This window comes from Sphingobacterium sp. UBA7631 (assembly GCF_002483935.1).
Lineage (GTDB): Bacteria > Bacteroidota > Bacteroidia > Sphingobacteriales > Sphingobacteriaceae > Sphingobacterium > Sphingobacterium multivorum.
Map to the genome: position 1 here is coordinate 608,087 of NZ_DLIX01000010.1, position 15,832 is coordinate 623,918.

General features: G+C 40.3%; 17 protein-coding genes and 1 tRNA gene. 14 read left to right on the forward strand and 4 right to left on the reverse strand.

Annotated features, from left to right (window positions below; translation table 11 throughout):
* Positions 1-54 precede the first annotated feature (54 nt).
* Together B3P16_RS19075 and B3P16_RS19080 are read right to left on the reverse strand one after the other, a co-directional pair.
* Positions 55-258: a hypothetical protein gene (locus tag B3P16_RS19075; RefSeq protein ID WP_286843911.1), complete on the reverse strand. Its 204-nt coding sequence runs from the start codon at positions 256-258 to the stop codon at positions 55-57.
* 30 nt (positions 259-288) lie between these two features.
* Positions 289-945, reverse strand: a complete 657-nt coding sequence (locus B3P16_RS19080; protein ID WP_286843913.1) for a response regulator transcription factor — start codon at positions 943-945, stop codon at positions 289-291.
* A gap of 214 nt (positions 946-1,159) precedes the next feature.
* Here B3P16_RS19080 and B3P16_RS19085 point away from each other — a divergent pair, with 214 nt between their 5' ends.
* The gene (locus B3P16_RS19085; protein WP_201639232.1) at positions 1,160-1,375 is read left to right on the forward strand and encodes a hypothetical protein; all 216 of its coding nucleotides are present in this window, start codon (positions 1,160-1,162) and stop codon (positions 1,373-1,375) included.
* A gap of 138 nt (positions 1,376-1,513) precedes the next feature.
* Here B3P16_RS19085 and B3P16_RS19090 read toward each other — a convergent pair whose 3' ends face one another.
* Positions 1,514-2,074: a DUF4230 domain-containing protein gene (locus tag B3P16_RS19090; protein ID WP_286843914.1), complete on the reverse strand. Its 561-nt coding sequence runs from the start codon at positions 2,072-2,074 to the stop codon at positions 1,514-1,516.
* A 202-nt stretch (positions 2,075-2,276) separates the two neighbouring features.
* Here B3P16_RS19090 and B3P16_RS19095 point away from each other — a divergent pair.
* Positions 2,277-2,350, forward strand: a tRNA-His gene (locus tag B3P16_RS19095).
* Between the two features lie 62 nt (positions 2,351-2,412).
* On the opposite strand, the gene B3P16_RS19100 is transcribed toward B3P16_RS19095, so the two are convergent.
* Entirely contained in the window at positions 2,413-3,192 is a 780-nt protein-coding gene (locus B3P16_RS19100; RefSeq protein WP_286843916.1) for a class I SAM-dependent methyltransferase, read from the reverse strand.
* A gap of 173 nt (positions 3,193-3,365) precedes the next feature.
* Between B3P16_RS19100 and B3P16_RS19105 the strand changes: the two genes are divergently transcribed.
* The 12 genes from B3P16_RS19105 (at position 3,366) to B3P16_RS19160 (ending at position 15,625) form a co-directional block, all read left to right on the forward strand.
* Positions 3,366-4,322, forward strand: a complete 957-nt coding sequence (locus B3P16_RS19105; protein WP_286843918.1) for a bifunctional helix-turn-helix transcriptional regulator/GNAT family N-acetyltransferase — start codon at positions 3,366-3,368, stop codon at positions 4,320-4,322.
* Between the two features lie 152 nt (positions 4,323-4,474).
* Positions 4,475-5,008, forward strand: a complete 534-nt coding sequence (locus B3P16_RS19110; RefSeq protein ID WP_286843920.1) for an RNA polymerase sigma factor — start codon at positions 4,475-4,477, stop codon at positions 5,006-5,008.
* Positions 4,989-5,261 (forward strand): hypothetical protein, encoded by a 273-nt coding sequence (locus B3P16_RS19115; protein ID WP_286843921.1) that lies wholly within the window; start codon positions 4,989-4,991, stop codon positions 5,259-5,261. Before B3P16_RS19110 ends, B3P16_RS19115 begins: the two co-directional genes overlap by 20 nt.
* A 12-nt stretch (positions 5,262-5,273) precedes the next feature.
* Positions 5,274-5,957, forward strand: a complete 684-nt coding sequence (locus B3P16_RS19120) for an ATP-dependent Clp protease proteolytic subunit (protein ID WP_286843922.1) — start codon at positions 5,274-5,276, stop codon at positions 5,955-5,957.
* 96 nt (positions 5,958-6,053) lie between these two features.
* A complete protein-coding gene (locus B3P16_RS19125) occupies positions 6,054-6,464 on the forward strand; it encodes a VOC family protein (protein ID WP_286843924.1) in 411 nt (136 codons plus the stop codon).
* Between the two features lie 78 nt (positions 6,465-6,542).
* The gene (locus B3P16_RS19130; protein ID WP_286843926.1) at positions 6,543-7,643 is read left to right on the forward strand and encodes a DNA alkylation repair protein; all 1,101 of its coding nucleotides are present in this window, start codon (positions 6,543-6,545) and stop codon (positions 7,641-7,643) included.
* A gap of 118 nt (positions 7,644-7,761) precedes the next feature.
* Positions 7,762-9,303, forward strand: a complete 1,542-nt coding sequence (locus B3P16_RS19135; protein ID WP_286843927.1) for a M20/M25/M40 family metallo-hydrolase — start codon at positions 7,762-7,764, stop codon at positions 9,301-9,303.
* A 66-nt stretch (positions 9,304-9,369) separates the two neighbouring features.
* On the forward strand, positions 9,370-9,786 hold the full coding sequence (locus tag B3P16_RS19140) for a nuclear transport factor 2 family protein (RefSeq protein WP_286843929.1): 417 nt from the start codon (positions 9,370-9,372) through the stop codon (positions 9,784-9,786).
* Between the two features lie 237 nt (positions 9,787-10,023).
* Entirely contained in the window at positions 10,024-11,376 is a 1,353-nt protein-coding gene (locus tag B3P16_RS19145; protein ID WP_070564455.1) for a DUF3472 domain-containing protein, read from the forward strand.
* Between the two features lie 234 nt (positions 11,377-11,610).
* Positions 11,611-12,798, forward strand: a complete 1,188-nt coding sequence (locus B3P16_RS19150) for a serine hydrolase domain-containing protein (RefSeq protein ID WP_286843931.1) — start codon at positions 11,611-11,613, stop codon at positions 12,796-12,798.
* A gap of 250 nt (positions 12,799-13,048) precedes the next feature.
* Positions 13,049-14,569 (forward strand): glycoside hydrolase, encoded by a 1,521-nt coding sequence (locus tag B3P16_RS19155; protein WP_286843932.1) that lies wholly within the window; start codon positions 13,049-13,051, stop codon positions 14,567-14,569.
* A 336-nt stretch (positions 14,570-14,905) separates the two neighbouring features.
* Positions 14,906-15,625, forward strand: a complete 720-nt coding sequence (locus tag B3P16_RS19160; RefSeq protein ID WP_286802596.1) for a DUF3575 domain-containing protein — start codon at positions 14,906-14,908, stop codon at positions 15,623-15,625.
* Positions 15,626-15,832: the final 207 nt, after the last annotated feature.

Here is a 15,832-nt window from a genome sequence, read left to right on the forward strand (position 1 = left end):
CAGTTAGAAACTAAGCTTAACAGAAAGACCCGCAATTTTAAATGCGGGTCTTTCTTATTTCTTCCTTTCTTTTGGCCTATCTGTAGGATCATTGGGCATGTCGTTCAACTGATCCACCTGCGGGTCTACTCCGGCCTCGGCATCGCCCTGATCCTTATCGCCTACATCTCGCAGTGTCTCTCCATTTACACCTAACTTGACCTTTTTCTTTTTTTCCATTTCGGTTCCGACGACGCGGTTTTCATTTTTTGTTGCCATATTCCTCTATTTTTTGTTTTTATTGTTTAATCAACGTAAGAGCATGTGATGAAAACCGAAGCTGACAAGACCAGCTGTATTTTTTGTATTCGTTTTCTCGATCAGTTTCTGTCGGTGCCCTTCCACTGTACGTTTGCTCAAAAAAATACGCTCTGCAATTTCGCCGTTGGTGTATCCCTGTGCGATAAGTTCCAAGACATGCAATTCGCGCTCTGAAATATCATATTTTAACAAAACACGATTTAGGTCTGGAGCCCTGTCCGCAAAGTTTTTATAATCGTTAAGGCAGGAAACACTTAAGGAACCACTGATATATTTTTCTCCTTTGGCAACCTGCCGTATACCAAAAAGTACCTCATCACAACTACTATCTTTCACTAAATAGCCATCTGCTCCTGCACGCAATACATCTGCGGCAATGTGTTTGTCATTTTCCATCGTCAAGGCAAGGATTTTTATATCGGGGTATTTCTGTTTAACGAAATCAATGAGGGCTATCCCGCCCATTTCACCCATATTAATATCCGTAAGGATCATATCTGGTCGCTGATCGATATTCAACACATCCAAAGCTGCTTCAGCACTTTCAACATCAGCCAAAACAGTAATGTCATCTTGTGTTTCTAAAATCAGCCGAAAACCACTTCTTACCAAATGATGGTCGTCAACAAGCACTATCTGAATCATAGCTATCTGTTTAATGAACTTATGTACTTCTAGGAACAGCACCCAATTGTAAAAAGTTTTTTACAATTGAATTTATCTAAAAAATAAAGAAAATAAGATTGATTTTCTTTTTCTATCATAATAGCAAATATAGAAAGCGAAACGCTTTTGACCTGAGCTTTGTTCTCCTACTAAGTGCATGCAGGTGGCATGCCATCATTAAACGATAGATAATATGAAAAACTTAACAAAATTAATTGCCGTCAGTCTATTATGCTTAGCAGCCTATGGATGTAACGGCGCTAAAACTGATGATCAAAAATCACAGGAACTGATGCGTGATTCCGTTCCCAACGATACCACGACGATACAATATCGCGACACCACATCTGCCGAATCCCGTGGAGAAATCCCGCCGACACCACAGCCGGATACAACGACAAAAAAATAAAACGAATGTAACTTGGCTATTGTTCTTGGCTTGATAATAGCATAATTATGAAGTCCTCCCGTCGTGAGATGGCTGGAGATTAGATTTATTGTAGAGAGCTAGACAATGTAAACATTGTCTAGCTTTTTTATTTGGGCACTATTCGAAGGTCAGATTGATTTTCGAAAATCCCAATCCCTGTAAGAGTGGTTTAAAAACGGTGGTTGCATTGGCCTTGGTCTGCTGCAGGATATCCGATTTCTTTACATCATCAGCAACAGCTTTTTCCGCAGCTTTATAAGCTTCATCCACGAGCTCTGCTTCGCGCAAAAAAGTCATTTTCGTATCATAGACTTTCGACGCCTCGTGGTCGATCTTGATGTAACAAATTTCTGGAGCCGGCAATTTGATGGAGACCGAATCCCCCAAAACCGTGATATCTTCCGGACTAAGTTTCGTCAGATTCACACAGCCTACAGCATCTGCTTTCACGATGAGTAATACACTTGCATCCGGTAAAAAAGTATTCACGTTTTTGTGCTCTACAACATCACTGTAACGGTATTTGACCAATTCCAGTTTTCCCATGGCTTCAATACGGTCCACCAACAGCTGATGTTTACTTTCCACTGTCGGTCCGCTGTTATATTTATGATACACAAACCAGGCGCCAACTGCCAAAATGGCTACGATAATTAAAAATTTTAAAAATTTTCCCATAAACTATACTATACAAATTAAAGACCAAGCTGCTTTTTTAGACATTTAACCTGAAAATATTACCTCAATATTATTCTTCAGGGTCACTAAATGGGCATACTTGAAAATTATACCTTTTGATAGACAATTGTTTAGTTAAAAAGTTTAAAAAACATTTGGAACATATGAGCTATAATACTACTTTTGTGACATCAAAATCACGGTAGGTATAGCTCAGTTGGTTAGAGCACTAGATTGTGGTTCTAGGGGTCGTCGGTTCGAGCCCGATTACTTACCCAAAAGGCAGATCAAATGATCTGCCTTTTTTGTTTCTAGTCCCGTCTGTTTGCTCCCGTCTGTTAGCGCCACATAAACCCGCCAATACGGAAAAAGCGGAGCAACTTGTTGATCACGGTTAAAGCAGGTTTTTTAATCTTCCATTTTAATCCATCGAATCCTGTGGGAGCCGCATTGAAATCTTTCACTGTCGCCGCCCCTGTTTTCATATGGATCGGCGCTTCATCCCTTCGATGTTTCTCCACTACCAGAATGCTATCATAGTAGTGTAGAGAGCCTACCGAACGCGTAAATCCATTGACCTTCAATCCACGTTGCTCGGAATGGTAAGCATTGATGTAATCAATAAAATTTTTACTATACTCTATAAAAGTACCATTCCTTTTATGGCCACCACCATAAAATACCTGATAAGATGTATGTAAATCTTCACAAAGGTATACGCCATTGTCTTTCACATGATCAAAAAGCTCCTCAAATGTCACAATCTGTTGTTTCATCGTATGGCCACCATCATCAATCAATATATCGATCGGCGGAATAGACTCTTTTACCTGACGCAGAAACTTTCGGTCGGACTGCGAACCAATAAAGATCTCGACATTTTCTTCTTCGAGTTCCTTACAGTGCGGATTGATGTCAATACCATATATTTTAGCACGATCGCCAAAATAGTTCTTCCACATCTGCAGACTTCCACCCTGAAAAACCCCAACTTCCAACACCACGATCTCTTTGCCTTTGAAACGACTAAAATGTCTGTCGTATATATCGAAATAATGCATCCATTTATTGATTAGCTTCGCATTATTATTTCGGAAATAAGTTTCTAACTCGTTCATGTCCTTCGGTCTATTTTAAGGGGTTCTGGTTTTTTATGTGTTGAATTTATTGAAATATAACGAAAAAAGCAACGATATATTTTTCTTCCAGTCGAATTTTAAAATTCAATTTTAAAACATTCAAATTATTTTCCTACATTTACATAACTAGTTATATAATTACTTATAATACGATGGAACTATTTGAAAAAACAGGAAAAATAGCCTTAGGTAGCAGATTGCGCTACATGGCTTCCAACATCACAGAAGAAGCCGCCCGGATACACGAGCTTTATCAGATTGAATTTGCACCCAAATGGTTTCCCGTATTCTTTATTTTATCGGAAGGTGATTCCAAGACAATTACTGATATAGCAACAGAGATTGGCCACTCCCAGCCATCGGTCACTAAAATCGTTAAAGAAATGATCGAAGCGGGCCTACTTGAAGATAACCTTCGCTCTATGGATAAACGGAGAAATATGGTTGGATTGAGTAATAAAGGAAAAACGCTATGGGAAAGAATGAAAATTCAATGTATCGATATCGATCGTGCCATTGATGGGATTATCCAGGAAGCTACGCACAATCTATGGGAAGCTTTAGCGGAATGGGAATTTCTCCTTCAACAAAAATCCTTATTAAAACGGGTGCAAGAGCAAAAGAAAATGCGTGAAAGTAAGGATATCAACATTGTGCCGTACAATCCAGCCTACCGCTTAGCATTTAAGTCCTTGAATGAGGAATGGATTTCCACCTATTTTGAATTGGAAGAGGCGGACCATAAAGCACTTGACAACCCTGAGGAGTATATTTTGGCAAAAGGCGGCAAAATTATGGTTGCTCTTTATAATGACAAGCCCGTAGGTGTATGTTCACTTATCAAAATGAATCATCCCGATTTTGACTATGAATTGGCAAAAATGGTGGTTTCCCCAACAGTGCAGGGCAAAAATATAGGCTATCTTTTGGGAAAAGCAATTATTGAAGAAGCAAAGACTCTAGGGGCTTCAAAACTGTTTCTCGAGAGTAACACCATTTTAAAACCTGCGATCAATCTCTATCACAAGTTAGGTTTTCAAAAAATCAATGGCTTTCCAAGTACTTATCAACGCTGTAATATCCAGATGGAACTGGATTTAAAAAAATAGCCTTGCGCAGTAGAAACATACACTGGAATGAGTCAACTCAGATAAGCGAATGAATGCTTCCTCTTTTTGGGGAAGCATTTTTGTTTAATTAATTTTCAAATAAAAGGTGATACTTTTCGCTAAATTGGTACATGTCTATAAATGATATTGCTATGCAACAATTGATCAATTCAAATCGAACAATAGACCGGCAGTTGCTCTTTATGAACTTGTATAAAAGTACATTTCCTATCGTGGCTAAGTACGTCAGTCGCATGGGCGGTAATTTAGATGAAGCCAAAGATGTATTTCAGGACGCTTTACTAGTGTATTATGAAAAGATACATTTAAAAGAAACACCACTAAACAACGCTATTGGTTATTTGGTCGGAACAGCCAAAAATCTATGGCTTAAACGGTATGGTCAATCCAGCCCAAACCTCCCCCTAGATCAAGTGGATATTGCTTTGACAACCGAAGAGTCTCCTTCTAGCGCAAGGCTGTTTCGCTTTTTGGAGATTGCCGGGCGCAAATGTTTAGAACTTTTGAAAAGCTTCTATTATGATCAAATGTCCCTGCAAGAAATTGCAGATGAATATGGCTATTCGGGCGTAAGGAGCGCCACTGTACAGAAATTCAAATGCCTGGAGAAAGTTAGAGAATCCGTTAAAGAAAAATCCCTGGTTTATGACGACTTCATGGAATGAAACCCAGCAGATAGAAGCATATATCTTTGGAATGGCTGAACCAGAAGATGCATTGCTTTTTGAAGCGCAATTGGTATTGGACGAAGAATTGGCAGACAAGGTTATTGCGCAACAAAAAGCTTATGAAGCTATTCAGCAATTTGGGCGCAAACAATTAAAAACTGAAATTGAAGCCATAACGCAAGCATTATTTACATATCCTGAACATGTCTCTTTTAGAAAAAAAATACTAAAGTTATTTCGCAAATCCTAAATTCTTAACATCATGACGATTGACAAAAATGAGTTCCGCAAATTTGCGGTAGGGCACTGCTATGTCCAAAAAGATCTGGTGGATCATTACATTTCCGGTATCGAGCAATCCCACATGCCGCTGGCCATGACTCCATATATCACCGAAGAACGCGAATTGCGCGTATCACAGATGGACGTATTTTCCAGATTGATGATTGACCGTATTATCTTTATGGGTGCTGCCGTAGAATCCAACATCGCCAATATCGTACAAGCCCAGCTGCTATTTCTTCAATCTGTTGATCCCAAAAAAGATATACAATTGTATATCAACTCTCCTGGCGGCGAAGTTTATGCTGGATTAGGTATTTATGATACGATGCAATTGATCAGTCCTGATGTTGCAACAATCTGCACCGGTATGGCACTCTCTTTTGGCGCGATATTACTCTGTGGCGGCGCCGCCGGCAAGCGTAGCGCCTTGCAGCACGCACGGGTGATGTTGCATCAACCGCTGGGCGGTGTTCAAGGGCAGGCATCTGACATTGAAATTACAGCCAATCAAGTGTTGAAAATAAAGAAGGAGCTGTACGATATTATTGCCAAACATAGTGGACAAAGCTATCAACGTGTACATGATGTTAGCGACCGGGATCACTGGATGGTTGCTGCAGAAGCAAAAGAATTTGGAATTATTGACGACGTACTGATCTAAAAACAACCATTAAATTTATTGACAGTTTCGAACGGACTATTGACAGACTATTGTCAATAGTCCGTTTAATTTTGTTATCAATAAATTTAGATCATCATGAAATTAACATCCATTCGGCTGATTGCAAATGACATCCAGCAATCCATCACATTCTATGAAGAAATCCTGGGCCTCACCGCGCAATGGTTTACACCAGATTTCGCTGAAGTTTCCACCAGTTCGATTACCATAGCTATTGGAAGTACGCGTACGATGCAAATGTTTAGCGACAGCCCCACAATATTTGGCAACACGGCCCCCATTATTATTGAATTTTTAGTAGAAAATGTAGATCATGAATATATTCGGATCAAAAATAGTGCTTCAAAAATCGTTCAGGAGCCGACAACAATGCCTTGGGGCAATCGCTCATTGCTTTTTTGTGACCCCGATGGTAACCTGCTTAACTTTTTCACGCCACTGAGCCCTGAGGCCATCAAGAAATTTGGTTTAGACGCTACTAACTAGTCTGCTCATCGCACAAGATACTAACATCGAATATAGTATCTTGTCTTCATTAATTGACATTTAACAGCTATTCAGCTCATGGCCCTCATTAAAGATATATATACACGGGAATTCTATCAGTTTATTGCCGATCAGTTCCACCGCGTTGATAACAATTTTAACAGAGAACAGATTATCAAACGTGTTTTTGCAGGCAGTTTTCATGAAATGGAATGGAAACAGCGCACAAAACATAGCACAGCTGTCTTGCACGAATTTATGCCGACCTCCTTTCCTGAAGCAGCGGCCTTACTAAGACAAGTTGTGGAACATCTCCTAAAAACGAAGCATCCGGGAGGACTTGAATATGTTATTTTTCCAGACTATATCGAAACTTACGGCATCGAAGATTTTGAAACAGCTGTACAGTCATTTGAAATCGTCACGAGATTTATCAGCTGCGAATTTGCCGTTCGTCCATTTATTATCAACTATGGATCTCGAATGATCGCGGAAATGGAAAGGTGGTCCAAAAGTCCACATGCTCAGGTACGACGCCTTGCAAGCGAAGGATCTCGACCCCGACTCCCTTGGGCGATGGCAATTCCATCGTTGAAAAAAGACCCTACTCCTATCCTGTCCATCCTACAAAACCTCCATAATGATTCATCCGAGAGCGTCAGAAGAAGTGTAGCCAACAATCTCAACGATATCGCTAAGGATCATCCCCATCTTGTCTTGGGTATTGCCCAGCAATGGAAAGGTATCAGTAAAAATACAGATGCTATCATCAAACATGGCTGCCGTACCTTACTCAAACAAGGGCATCCAGCAATTCTAAGCTTTTATGGACTGGATAGTAACGATTTTCACGTCACGAATTTCAGCATCCATACAGCGACTGTTAAAGTAGGTGAACATCTTATTTTTTCTTTTGAAATCGAGAATGGAAGCAGCACCGCTAAATCACTACGCCTGGAATATGGGTTATATTATCAAAAATCAAATGGTCAGCTATCTCGAAAGGTTTTTAAAATTAGTGAACGAATTTATCAGGGAGCTGAGATAAACCGCATTGAGCGAAAGCAATCTTTTAAATTGATTACCACCCGGAGATTCTATGCAGGGAAGCATAAAATCTCCATTATTGTCAATGGGCGAGAAATGGTCCTACAGGAATTTGAGCTATTGCACATTTAATGGGACATAAGAAACAAACGAAGGGCTTTCGTGTTCTACTAGAAACAATAGAATATGCGCTGGATGACTTTTTCCAAGGTATATGTGGTAGGTGGTTTATATTAATCTGAATTCTGTTATGAAGAAAATTCTCTTAATCTTTTTTGTCTTACTTATTCTATTTCTCATTGGGCTTTTCATTAGAACGCTGACTTATCCGTTTACGCGAGTCAAAAAATCGGAAGTGGCGCCAATGCCGCCAGCGGTCAATGACAGTATTGTTGCCCGAATTGCTGGCGGTATCAAAATAGCCACCATCTCTATCGGCGACTCGACATTATTTAATCATGCTCCTTTTGAAGAACTTAATAATTACATCAGGTACAACTTTCCACTGATCTATCGCTCGCTGGAAACCTATACAATCAATGGTCATGCGCTGGTCTTTCGACTCAAGGGAAGCGACAAGAGCTTGCTTCCGCTACTCTTTCTTTCCCATATGGATGTCGTCCCTCCTGGTTCAGCTGCTATAAAAAACAACGATTCATCACTATTTCGGCCTAGCGACCAGGCGATACCCCCTGTAAGCGAAATCGCCGAAGAGTGGGACTATGCACCTTTTTCGGGGGCAGTAGCCAACGGCCGCATTTATGGACGTGGAAGCTTAGACATGAAAGGCATGCTTTTCTCCTTACTTGAAGCGACAGAACAGCTGGTTCGAGAACAGGTACAGCCCAAGCGGGATATCTACCTCGCTTTTGGTTTTGATGAAGAAGTTGGGGGCGTACGTGGCGCAGCCAAAATAGCAGACTACTTCAAAGAAAAGGGCCTTAAATTCGAAGCCGTTTATGACGAGGGTGGACTCATTCTGGAAAAGGGCTCGGTCGAGGGAATCAGCTCGGATGTAGCGTTGATCGGTTGCGCGGAGAAGGGATTTTTATCCCTGAAAATAAAGGTTAAAGGTCTTGGTGGGCACTCTTCGATGCCCCCAACAACGAGTGCAATTGGTCAAGCGGCAGTCATCATGCAGCGCTTAGAAAATCACCAGATGAAAGCACAGATCAACCCCATTATCCAAAACTTCTTTCAACAGGTTGGTGGCAGCATGCCTTTTGCCTCCCGCTTTGCGATCGCTAACCGCTGGCTTCTTGAACCTTTACTTCTGGCTCAACTAACGAAAAACCATTCGACTAATGCTCTCGTGCGAACAACTACGGCACTGACAATGATGAAAGGCAGCGATGCCCCCAATGTCCTTTCACCTGAAGTTGAATTTGTTGTCAATTTTAGACTGCTACCCGAAAACACCCTACAGGAAGTTCGGGATCATGTCGAGCAGGCTACAAGCGGGTTTGATGTTGAGATCGAACAAGTCGACAATGCCCGAGAAGCATCCAAAGTCTCACCAACAGACGCTAAAGCCTACAAAATGATGGAAATTGCTATCCGCAGATTATACCCCGATCTTATTATTACGCCCTACCTGACGGTGGGCGGAACCGACGCCATCAAATATCAGCATCTCAGTGATCATATCTATCGTTTTATGCCCATTAAAATTAATCACGCCGAACAGCAGAGTATGCATAGTACCAATGAATACATCAGCATTGAAAACTACCTGAAGATGATAGACTATTTTTATTACATGATGCGTCACTACGACGATGAAACGATTTAACCATGGACAATATTCGCAATTACATTCACACACTGGTTGATTTTTTAACAAACACAGATAAGAAATATGAAAACAGACAATAACGCACTCTTGGAATTCGAAAAATTTATGGCTATCCGATTGAAATCCTCAACAGATTTTGTGGAGGGCCATTTTGACTCTCTTAAAGACATTTCTGTCTCGAATGAGCCGGCAACAATTTATCCGCCCAATGGAATATACATCTCTGGGGTATCCGAGGTCAATGATTTTAATCAAAAAGGAGCTTCCAATTTCCTTCCGGGTGCAGAGAACAAATTTGAAGTGATCCATCAAGATGCATGTGATTCGCTAGCTTACTGGACGGGTATACAACGTTCGACAGTCAACGTAAAAGGGAGAGATACAGCAGTGATTTTCAATCTCAGAATCACCGAAATCTTCAGAAAAGAGCAAGGCAATTGGAAGCTTATGCATCGACATGCCGATAAACTGGCCGAATAATCGAGATGGCTTAGCAAATCGTCAGATAAAACGGCTGTGTGCAGCAAACCACTAGAGACTATTTAAGCTATTGCGCATTGCAGCATTTACCTAATGATAGTTCATTAAATAAACAATGGCGATTATCTAACGTATCCCTTTTGTTACAAAAGCAATTCACACAAACGATTGCATTGAATAATTTTCGTTTAATTTAATTGTATTTATAAAATTAGAGTCAACAATTAAATTTAACTTATGAGATATCCCAAATTTACACTATTGCTTTGTGCAGTATTGGCAAGCTTTCTGTCTTGCAAAAAAAGCGAGGTGCAAACCAATTTAGAAGAGAAATTATCGCTCCGTGCTGCATCCCCTGGAGCAAGCGGATACGAAGTTCCCTTAGGTGGTAATGCCTTTGTTACTTCAGCACCTTCCGGTGCAGTTGAAGTCATCAATAGCAATGGCTTGGCAAACTGGACCAATGCCAATAGCGTGATCAGTACCTATGCAAAGGTCCCCCAAGCAGGCGCTTTACGTGTTAAAATAAGGGCTAAAGTATTACCGTCCGGCGATAGCAGTACGGTGAAGTTAACGATCAACGGTGTAAGTAAACAAATCAAACTTAAGGGTGGAACCCTTAAGGATTACACTGTTGGTACCTATTCGCTAAATGCGGCGGGTTATATAAAAATGGATCTTCAAGGTGTATCCAAGTCAGGTGGTTACTTTGCCGATGTATCCCATTTGATTTTAGATAGTTCGGCAACGAATGGCACAGTAATTTATAGTGACAATAATGTAGATAATACCTACTATTGGTCGCGACGGGGTCCATCCTGCCATTTGAGTTATACCATTCCAACAAATCAGCAAGTTTCCTATTATTATAGCGAGGTGAAAGTCCCCGCAGGAGAAGATAAAATAGGATCTTACTTTATGGCAAATGGCTTCGGCCAAGGATATTTCGGAATGCAGGTCAATTCAGCGACAGAGCGCAGAATATTATTTTCTGTTTGGAGTCCATATAGCACCGATAACCCATCACAAATACCTGCAGAGGACCGCATTACATTAAATAGAAAAGGTGCAAATACCACGACAGGAGAGTTCGGTGGCGAAGGTTCTGGCGGACAAAGCTACCTCAAGTTTAATTGGACTGCCGCTACTACCTATAAATTTTTATTAAAGGGAGAACCTGATAATAATGGAAGTACTGATTTTACAGCATGGTTTAATGATCCTTCGACCAATACTTGGATACTCATTGCAAGTTGGAAACGTCCCAAAACAAATACTTATTTAACAGGATTTCATAGCTTCCTCGAAAATTTCAACGCCGACAACGGCTTTCTGGGACGTTCGGCAGAATATAGTAATCAATGGGTTCGAACATCTGCTGGAACTTGGCTGAAAGTCGTGGAAAGTACCTTTACGGTTGATGCAACCTATTCCAATAACCAGCGGATAGACGCCATTGGCGGAATAACCGGGAATAGCTTCTTCCTGAAAAATGGTGGTTTTTTCAATACTGTCGTAAATCCCGGAACGAAATTTACACAAGCAGGTACTGGCACAGCACCTTCAATAAATCTAACAACACTGCCGTAATACGCCTGTTTACAGCAAATTATTAGTAGTTTATATTCCATGTAAAGGGGCAATACGTTCAAATGAAGTATTGCCCTTTTAAAAACTTAACCTTGTGATATTTACATAACAATTCGTACCTTTCACTAACACTTTAATAAAATTAGCTAATCCCCCGCCTTGGGCAGGTTGTAAACCCAATGCTTTTCCGAATACCGACGATAGATTCCAGCATCAAGAACGATTAACTTGTTTATGAATATACTATCCAAACCCTTATTTATCCTATTGAGCACCCTGTTGCTAATTAATAGCCTTTCATCAAACGGACAGTATCTTTCACCCATCAATACTGACCATAAACTTAAAAACCAACTCGATACAATTGTAAACTGTTCTGTTGTTGATTATCTTTCCAACAACAATACATTTAGTGTGTCTATTGGGATTTATATTAAAGGGCACAAAACAACCTACACCTACAGTAGAGAAAAGTTACCAAACGCCGATAACTATTACAACATTGGATCGGTGGCGAAAACCTTTGTCGGCGCTCTACTTGCGCAAGCGGTCCTTGATAAGAAAATCAACCTCGATGATGATATCCGTAAATACTTGCCAGGGGTTTATTCCAATTTACAATACCGCGGCCATGGAATCCGCGTTAAGCATCTAGCAAATCATACTTCTGCCCTTCCAAAGACTTTCAGATCGCTACCTACCAAAGTTGTCGATAGTTTAAGGGGGCTCACTATTCCGGAACAGGTAGACTATCTTGGAAAGTACAGTCGTGACAACCTATTGGATGATCTGAGGAAAGTCAAGCCCGACACCGTCCCAGGTACAAAGTTCAGTTACAATAGCACGGCTGTGGTGGTAATTATTGCGCTATTGGAAAGTAGCTATAAAGATTCCTATGAACATCTTATCAGCGCATATCTGAAGGGACACCTCGGTATGCATTATACAGCGCCCTATTTAGATGAGTCACAAATAAACGACGTTGTACAGGGCCATGACAATAAAGGTCAGCCTGTTCCATTTGCGAATCTGAGCGGGTTTTACTTTGGCCCCACAATGAATTCAACGATCAATGATATGTTGATCTACATCGAAGCCAACCTCAAACTAAACGATAGAGCCCTTGGTCTAACACATCAACTGACTTATGGAAAAGACGATGGATTTGGTATGGGGCTCGGTTGGATGATCAATCGTGATGAACGTGGGGTTCGCTATTTCTATCACGATGGAAATACTAAAATAGGCTACAATACCTTATGTGTGCTGTATCCCACAGATGATTATGGTATCGTTATTATGGTCAACGACACCATTGATCAACGCAAGGTCAGTGAACTTGAAAATGACATTAGACATCAGTTATTACTGTATAATCGACGACAGGTTCAGCCTTCATCTTCAGCAGAAAAGAAGGATTAAAATTAAGTTATCATTAAAAAAATATGTTTTTATTTTTAATTCAATAAAAAATAAAATTAAAATAAGAGAAGTAATAATAAATTCTCCCAAAATATTATTAATTTTCGGAAACTAACCAATGTGGAAATCGGTGAATGTTTATTTTTTTAACTAAAGAAAGGAGGCAAACAAAACAACGACAATGAGAACCGCTTGAAAAACCAAGCACAATTAAATTAATGATTCATTCACAAATCTTAAAAACTAAGTTATGTTAAAATTAACCAGTCGCTGGAACAGACTTTATGCTGTTTTGGCCGTAGTTTCCACATTTTCTATTTTTAGTTGCCAAAAAGCTTCATTAACTCCTGAGAGTCCAGAAGCACAACTGAACAAAAAAGCTGCTGTATCCGCACAGGCAGGAGCTACAATTGCAACATTAAATTGGGATCAAACCTATCAAAAGATTGATGGATTTGGTGCATTCGGAGGCCGGATTGTTCCATTCTTTGAATCCGCAAAAAGAGATAGTATTCTGGATTATTTATGGGGAGGCAGTGGATTGAAACTGAATATCCTTCGTGGAAAAGTACTTCATACCTATCCTTTTAATCAACAGACCAAGGTCGTTACCATTAAACCGGCAGGAGTTTCGATTGACGTAGACCCCAATAGTGCGACTTATCAGAATTTGACAGCAGATGAAAAAGAACAGCTTGGACAGGTCTGGATCATCAAGAAAGCAAAAGAAAGATTCCAAGTTCCCTTCGTTATGGCAAGTACCTGGACTCCGCCCTTATACATGAAGACCAATACGAGCAGTATTTCCGCGAAATGGTTTAATGGACTTAATTTTAATACTTCTTCAACAGCTTTCGCGCGCTACCTGACTGGATTTGTAAAATCATTTCAAAATGAAGGAATTACAATCAATGCCATCTCCCCTTCAAATGAGCCTGAAAATGTCTTTTCAGACTGGGATGCTTCTTATTGGGACGCTTCGCATTTGGGACAATTTATTACCAACAATCTCCGTCCAGAATTAAACAGCGCTGGTCTACAATCCACCAAGATTATATCTTCCGAAAATGCGGCCTGGGGAACTGCCGATAATTTCCTCTCAGGCATGGACAGAAGCAATGTCGACATCCTTGCGGGGCACGGCTACGTTGAAATAAGTGGCATCATCACTGGTCAACGTGGGTTTAACCAGAGTCCGTCCATGTGGAATTTTAGTATTGGTGGTAAACCAATGTGGGTAACAGAAGCGTCCGATGATGGCGGCAATTATGACAGTGGCATTGAAGGCGGCTTGAAACTGGCCGTTAATATGCACAAACTACTGGCGGATTGTAACGCCAATGCCTATGTGTTTTGGCTAGGGATGCTGGCATTTCAAAATAATGAGGCGCTTATTTGCACAAAGAGTAATGGTTCTTTGGAGTTTCCAAAAACGTATGATGTGATGGGACATTATTCCAGGTTTATCAAAGCAGGTTATATGCGTATCAATGTAGCGGTTCAAAATGGAAATGGCTTATTGATTTCGGCTTACAAAGATCCTCAATCAGGTAAGTTTGCCTTAGTTGTCACCAACACGGGTACTGCAGCTGTTCCATTGGATATCAACCTCACAGGTTTTGCAAGCGGCGCGCTGAACAATTACCAAACCACGGCAAGCAGTTCTGGCCATTGGGGTAACGTCGGAGCTGTAACACCAAACAGCTCAGGTGTCTATTCCTTAACAATACCTGCTAAAAGTATAAGCACTTTAGAAGGCAACAAACTTTAATTTGTTCATCATACTGAGGGAGCTGTCCTCCCTCAGTGTATTGTTCAAAACACATATTCTAGTTCTAAATTTTGTGCCATTGCCTGTTTCCCTTTATCTTGAAAACTTAACTTTCCATAGCATCTGAAGATATGCCTTCGAAAGCATAAAAATTTGAACGACTTCTAAAAATAAGAATTTAAAGAACAAAATCCAGCTGGCTTTCGTTCTTTAAAAAATCAATTCTAAATCATTAGGAGATATAATGCTTAAAAAACAAATTGAAGAACGCACCTGTTCTTTCCGAACTAAAATATATTCCAATATCTTTGCTACCTATATTTTGGAAAAACTACTATGAAATTGCGCTACCTTACGATGCTTACTCTTGGGATATGTACTATCTCTGGATTAAAAGCACAAGAAAAATCAAATCTTATCAAACTAAATCTTTGGCCCCTATCTGTCGGGAATATTGCATTGGAGTATGAAAGATCGCTCAATGAGCACCTATCGATCAATGGAACGATAAGTTATCGTCCAAAAACCAACTTACCCTTTAAATCCCTATGGGAATCTGTTTTTGATGATGATAATAATATTTTGGGCGAAGCTAAATTAGGCGCTTTTTCCATTATCCCCGAAGTACGTTTCTACCTCGGGAATAAAGAAGTGTCAAAAGGATTCTATATCGCGCCCTTTGTCAAATACGCCAATTATAGTGTACACACAAAGATAACCGTCGATGAATCAAATTATCACCGTGAAGTACCTCTATCGGGCAGCTTAGATGCTTTTACCGGTGGGGTAGCTGTCGGTAACCAATGGAAACTTGGACAAAACATCTATTTAGACTGGCGCATTGTCGGTCCCGGTTATGGCTTCAACAATGGAAAGTTCGAAGGGAAAACTCCATTAAATGCAGACGAACAACGCGAAGTAAGGAGACAACTGGATGAATTTGATAGTAATCTCATGAAAATCAAAAAAGAAGTAAATGCGGATGGCGTAACACTAAGCACTAGCGGACCGTTTGCGGGTATTCGCACCGCATTATCCATAGGCTACCGGTTTTAATTACAAGATCCTACGTTCCTCGTATCATCTTTTCCAATAAGCGCACAATATTGGTGCGCTTTTATCCATAGCAATCGCTAAGGATCCTTTGTGCAGTTTTCATTCCAGTTTCGGGAAGAAATAGATCAACTATTTAGTAAATACCCAAGGATTTCTATCTTTGCACAACGGATCACCAGAATATTTAAACAATTAATTAATAACGAT

What these genes read in the sequence shown, in the direction of transcription:
- B3P16_RS19075 (WP_286843911.1), bottom strand. Translation starts at nt 258, where the DNA reads ATGGCAACAAAAAATGAAAACCGCGTCGTCGGAACCGAAATGGAAAAA.
- B3P16_RS19080 (WP_286843913.1), bottom strand. Translation starts at nt 945, where the DNA reads ATGATTCAGATAGTGCTTGTTGACGACCATCATTTGGTAAGAAGTGGT.
- B3P16_RS19085 (WP_201639232.1), top strand. Translation starts at nt 1,160, where the DNA reads ATGAAAAACTTAACAAAATTAATTGCCGTCAGTCTATTATGCTTAGCA.
- B3P16_RS19090 (WP_286843914.1), bottom strand. Translation starts at nt 2,074, where the DNA reads ATGGGAAAATTTTTAAAATTTTTAATTATCGTAGCCATTTTGGCAGTT.
- B3P16_RS19100 (WP_286843916.1), bottom strand. Translation starts at nt 3,192, where the DNA reads ATGAACGAGTTAGAAACTTATTTCCGAAATAATAATGCGAAGCTAATC.
- B3P16_RS19105 (WP_286843918.1), top strand. Translation starts at nt 3,366, where the DNA reads ATGGAACTATTTGAAAAAACAGGAAAAATAGCCTTAGGTAGCAGATTG.
- B3P16_RS19110 (WP_286843920.1), top strand. Translation starts at nt 4,475, where the DNA reads ATGCAACAATTGATCAATTCAAATCGAACAATAGACCGGCAGTTGCTC.
- B3P16_RS19115 (WP_286843921.1), top strand. Translation starts at nt 4,989, where the DNA reads ATGACGACTTCATGGAATGAAACCCAGCAGATAGAAGCATATATCTTT.
- B3P16_RS19120 (WP_286843922.1), top strand. Translation starts at nt 5,274, where the DNA reads ATGACGATTGACAAAAATGAGTTCCGCAAATTTGCGGTAGGGCACTGC.
- B3P16_RS19125 (WP_286843924.1), top strand. Translation starts at nt 6,054, where the DNA reads ATGAAATTAACATCCATTCGGCTGATTGCAAATGACATCCAGCAATCC.
- B3P16_RS19130 (WP_286843926.1), top strand. Translation starts at nt 6,543, where the DNA reads ATGGCCCTCATTAAAGATATATATACACGGGAATTCTATCAGTTTATT.
- B3P16_RS19135 (WP_286843927.1), top strand. Translation starts at nt 7,762, where the DNA reads ATGAAGAAAATTCTCTTAATCTTTTTTGTCTTACTTATTCTATTTCTC.
- B3P16_RS19140 (WP_286843929.1), top strand. Translation starts at nt 9,370, where the DNA reads ATGAAAACAGACAATAACGCACTCTTGGAATTCGAAAAATTTATGGCT.
- B3P16_RS19145 (WP_070564455.1), top strand. Translation starts at nt 10,024, where the DNA reads ATGAGATATCCCAAATTTACACTATTGCTTTGTGCAGTATTGGCAAGC.
- B3P16_RS19150 (WP_286843931.1), top strand. Translation starts at nt 11,611, where the DNA reads ATGAATATACTATCCAAACCCTTATTTATCCTATTGAGCACCCTGTTG.
- B3P16_RS19155 (WP_286843932.1), top strand. Translation starts at nt 13,049, where the DNA reads ATGTTAAAATTAACCAGTCGCTGGAACAGACTTTATGCTGTTTTGGCC.
- B3P16_RS19160 (WP_286802596.1), top strand. Translation starts at nt 14,906, where the DNA reads ATGAAATTGCGCTACCTTACGATGCTTACTCTTGGGATATGTACTATC.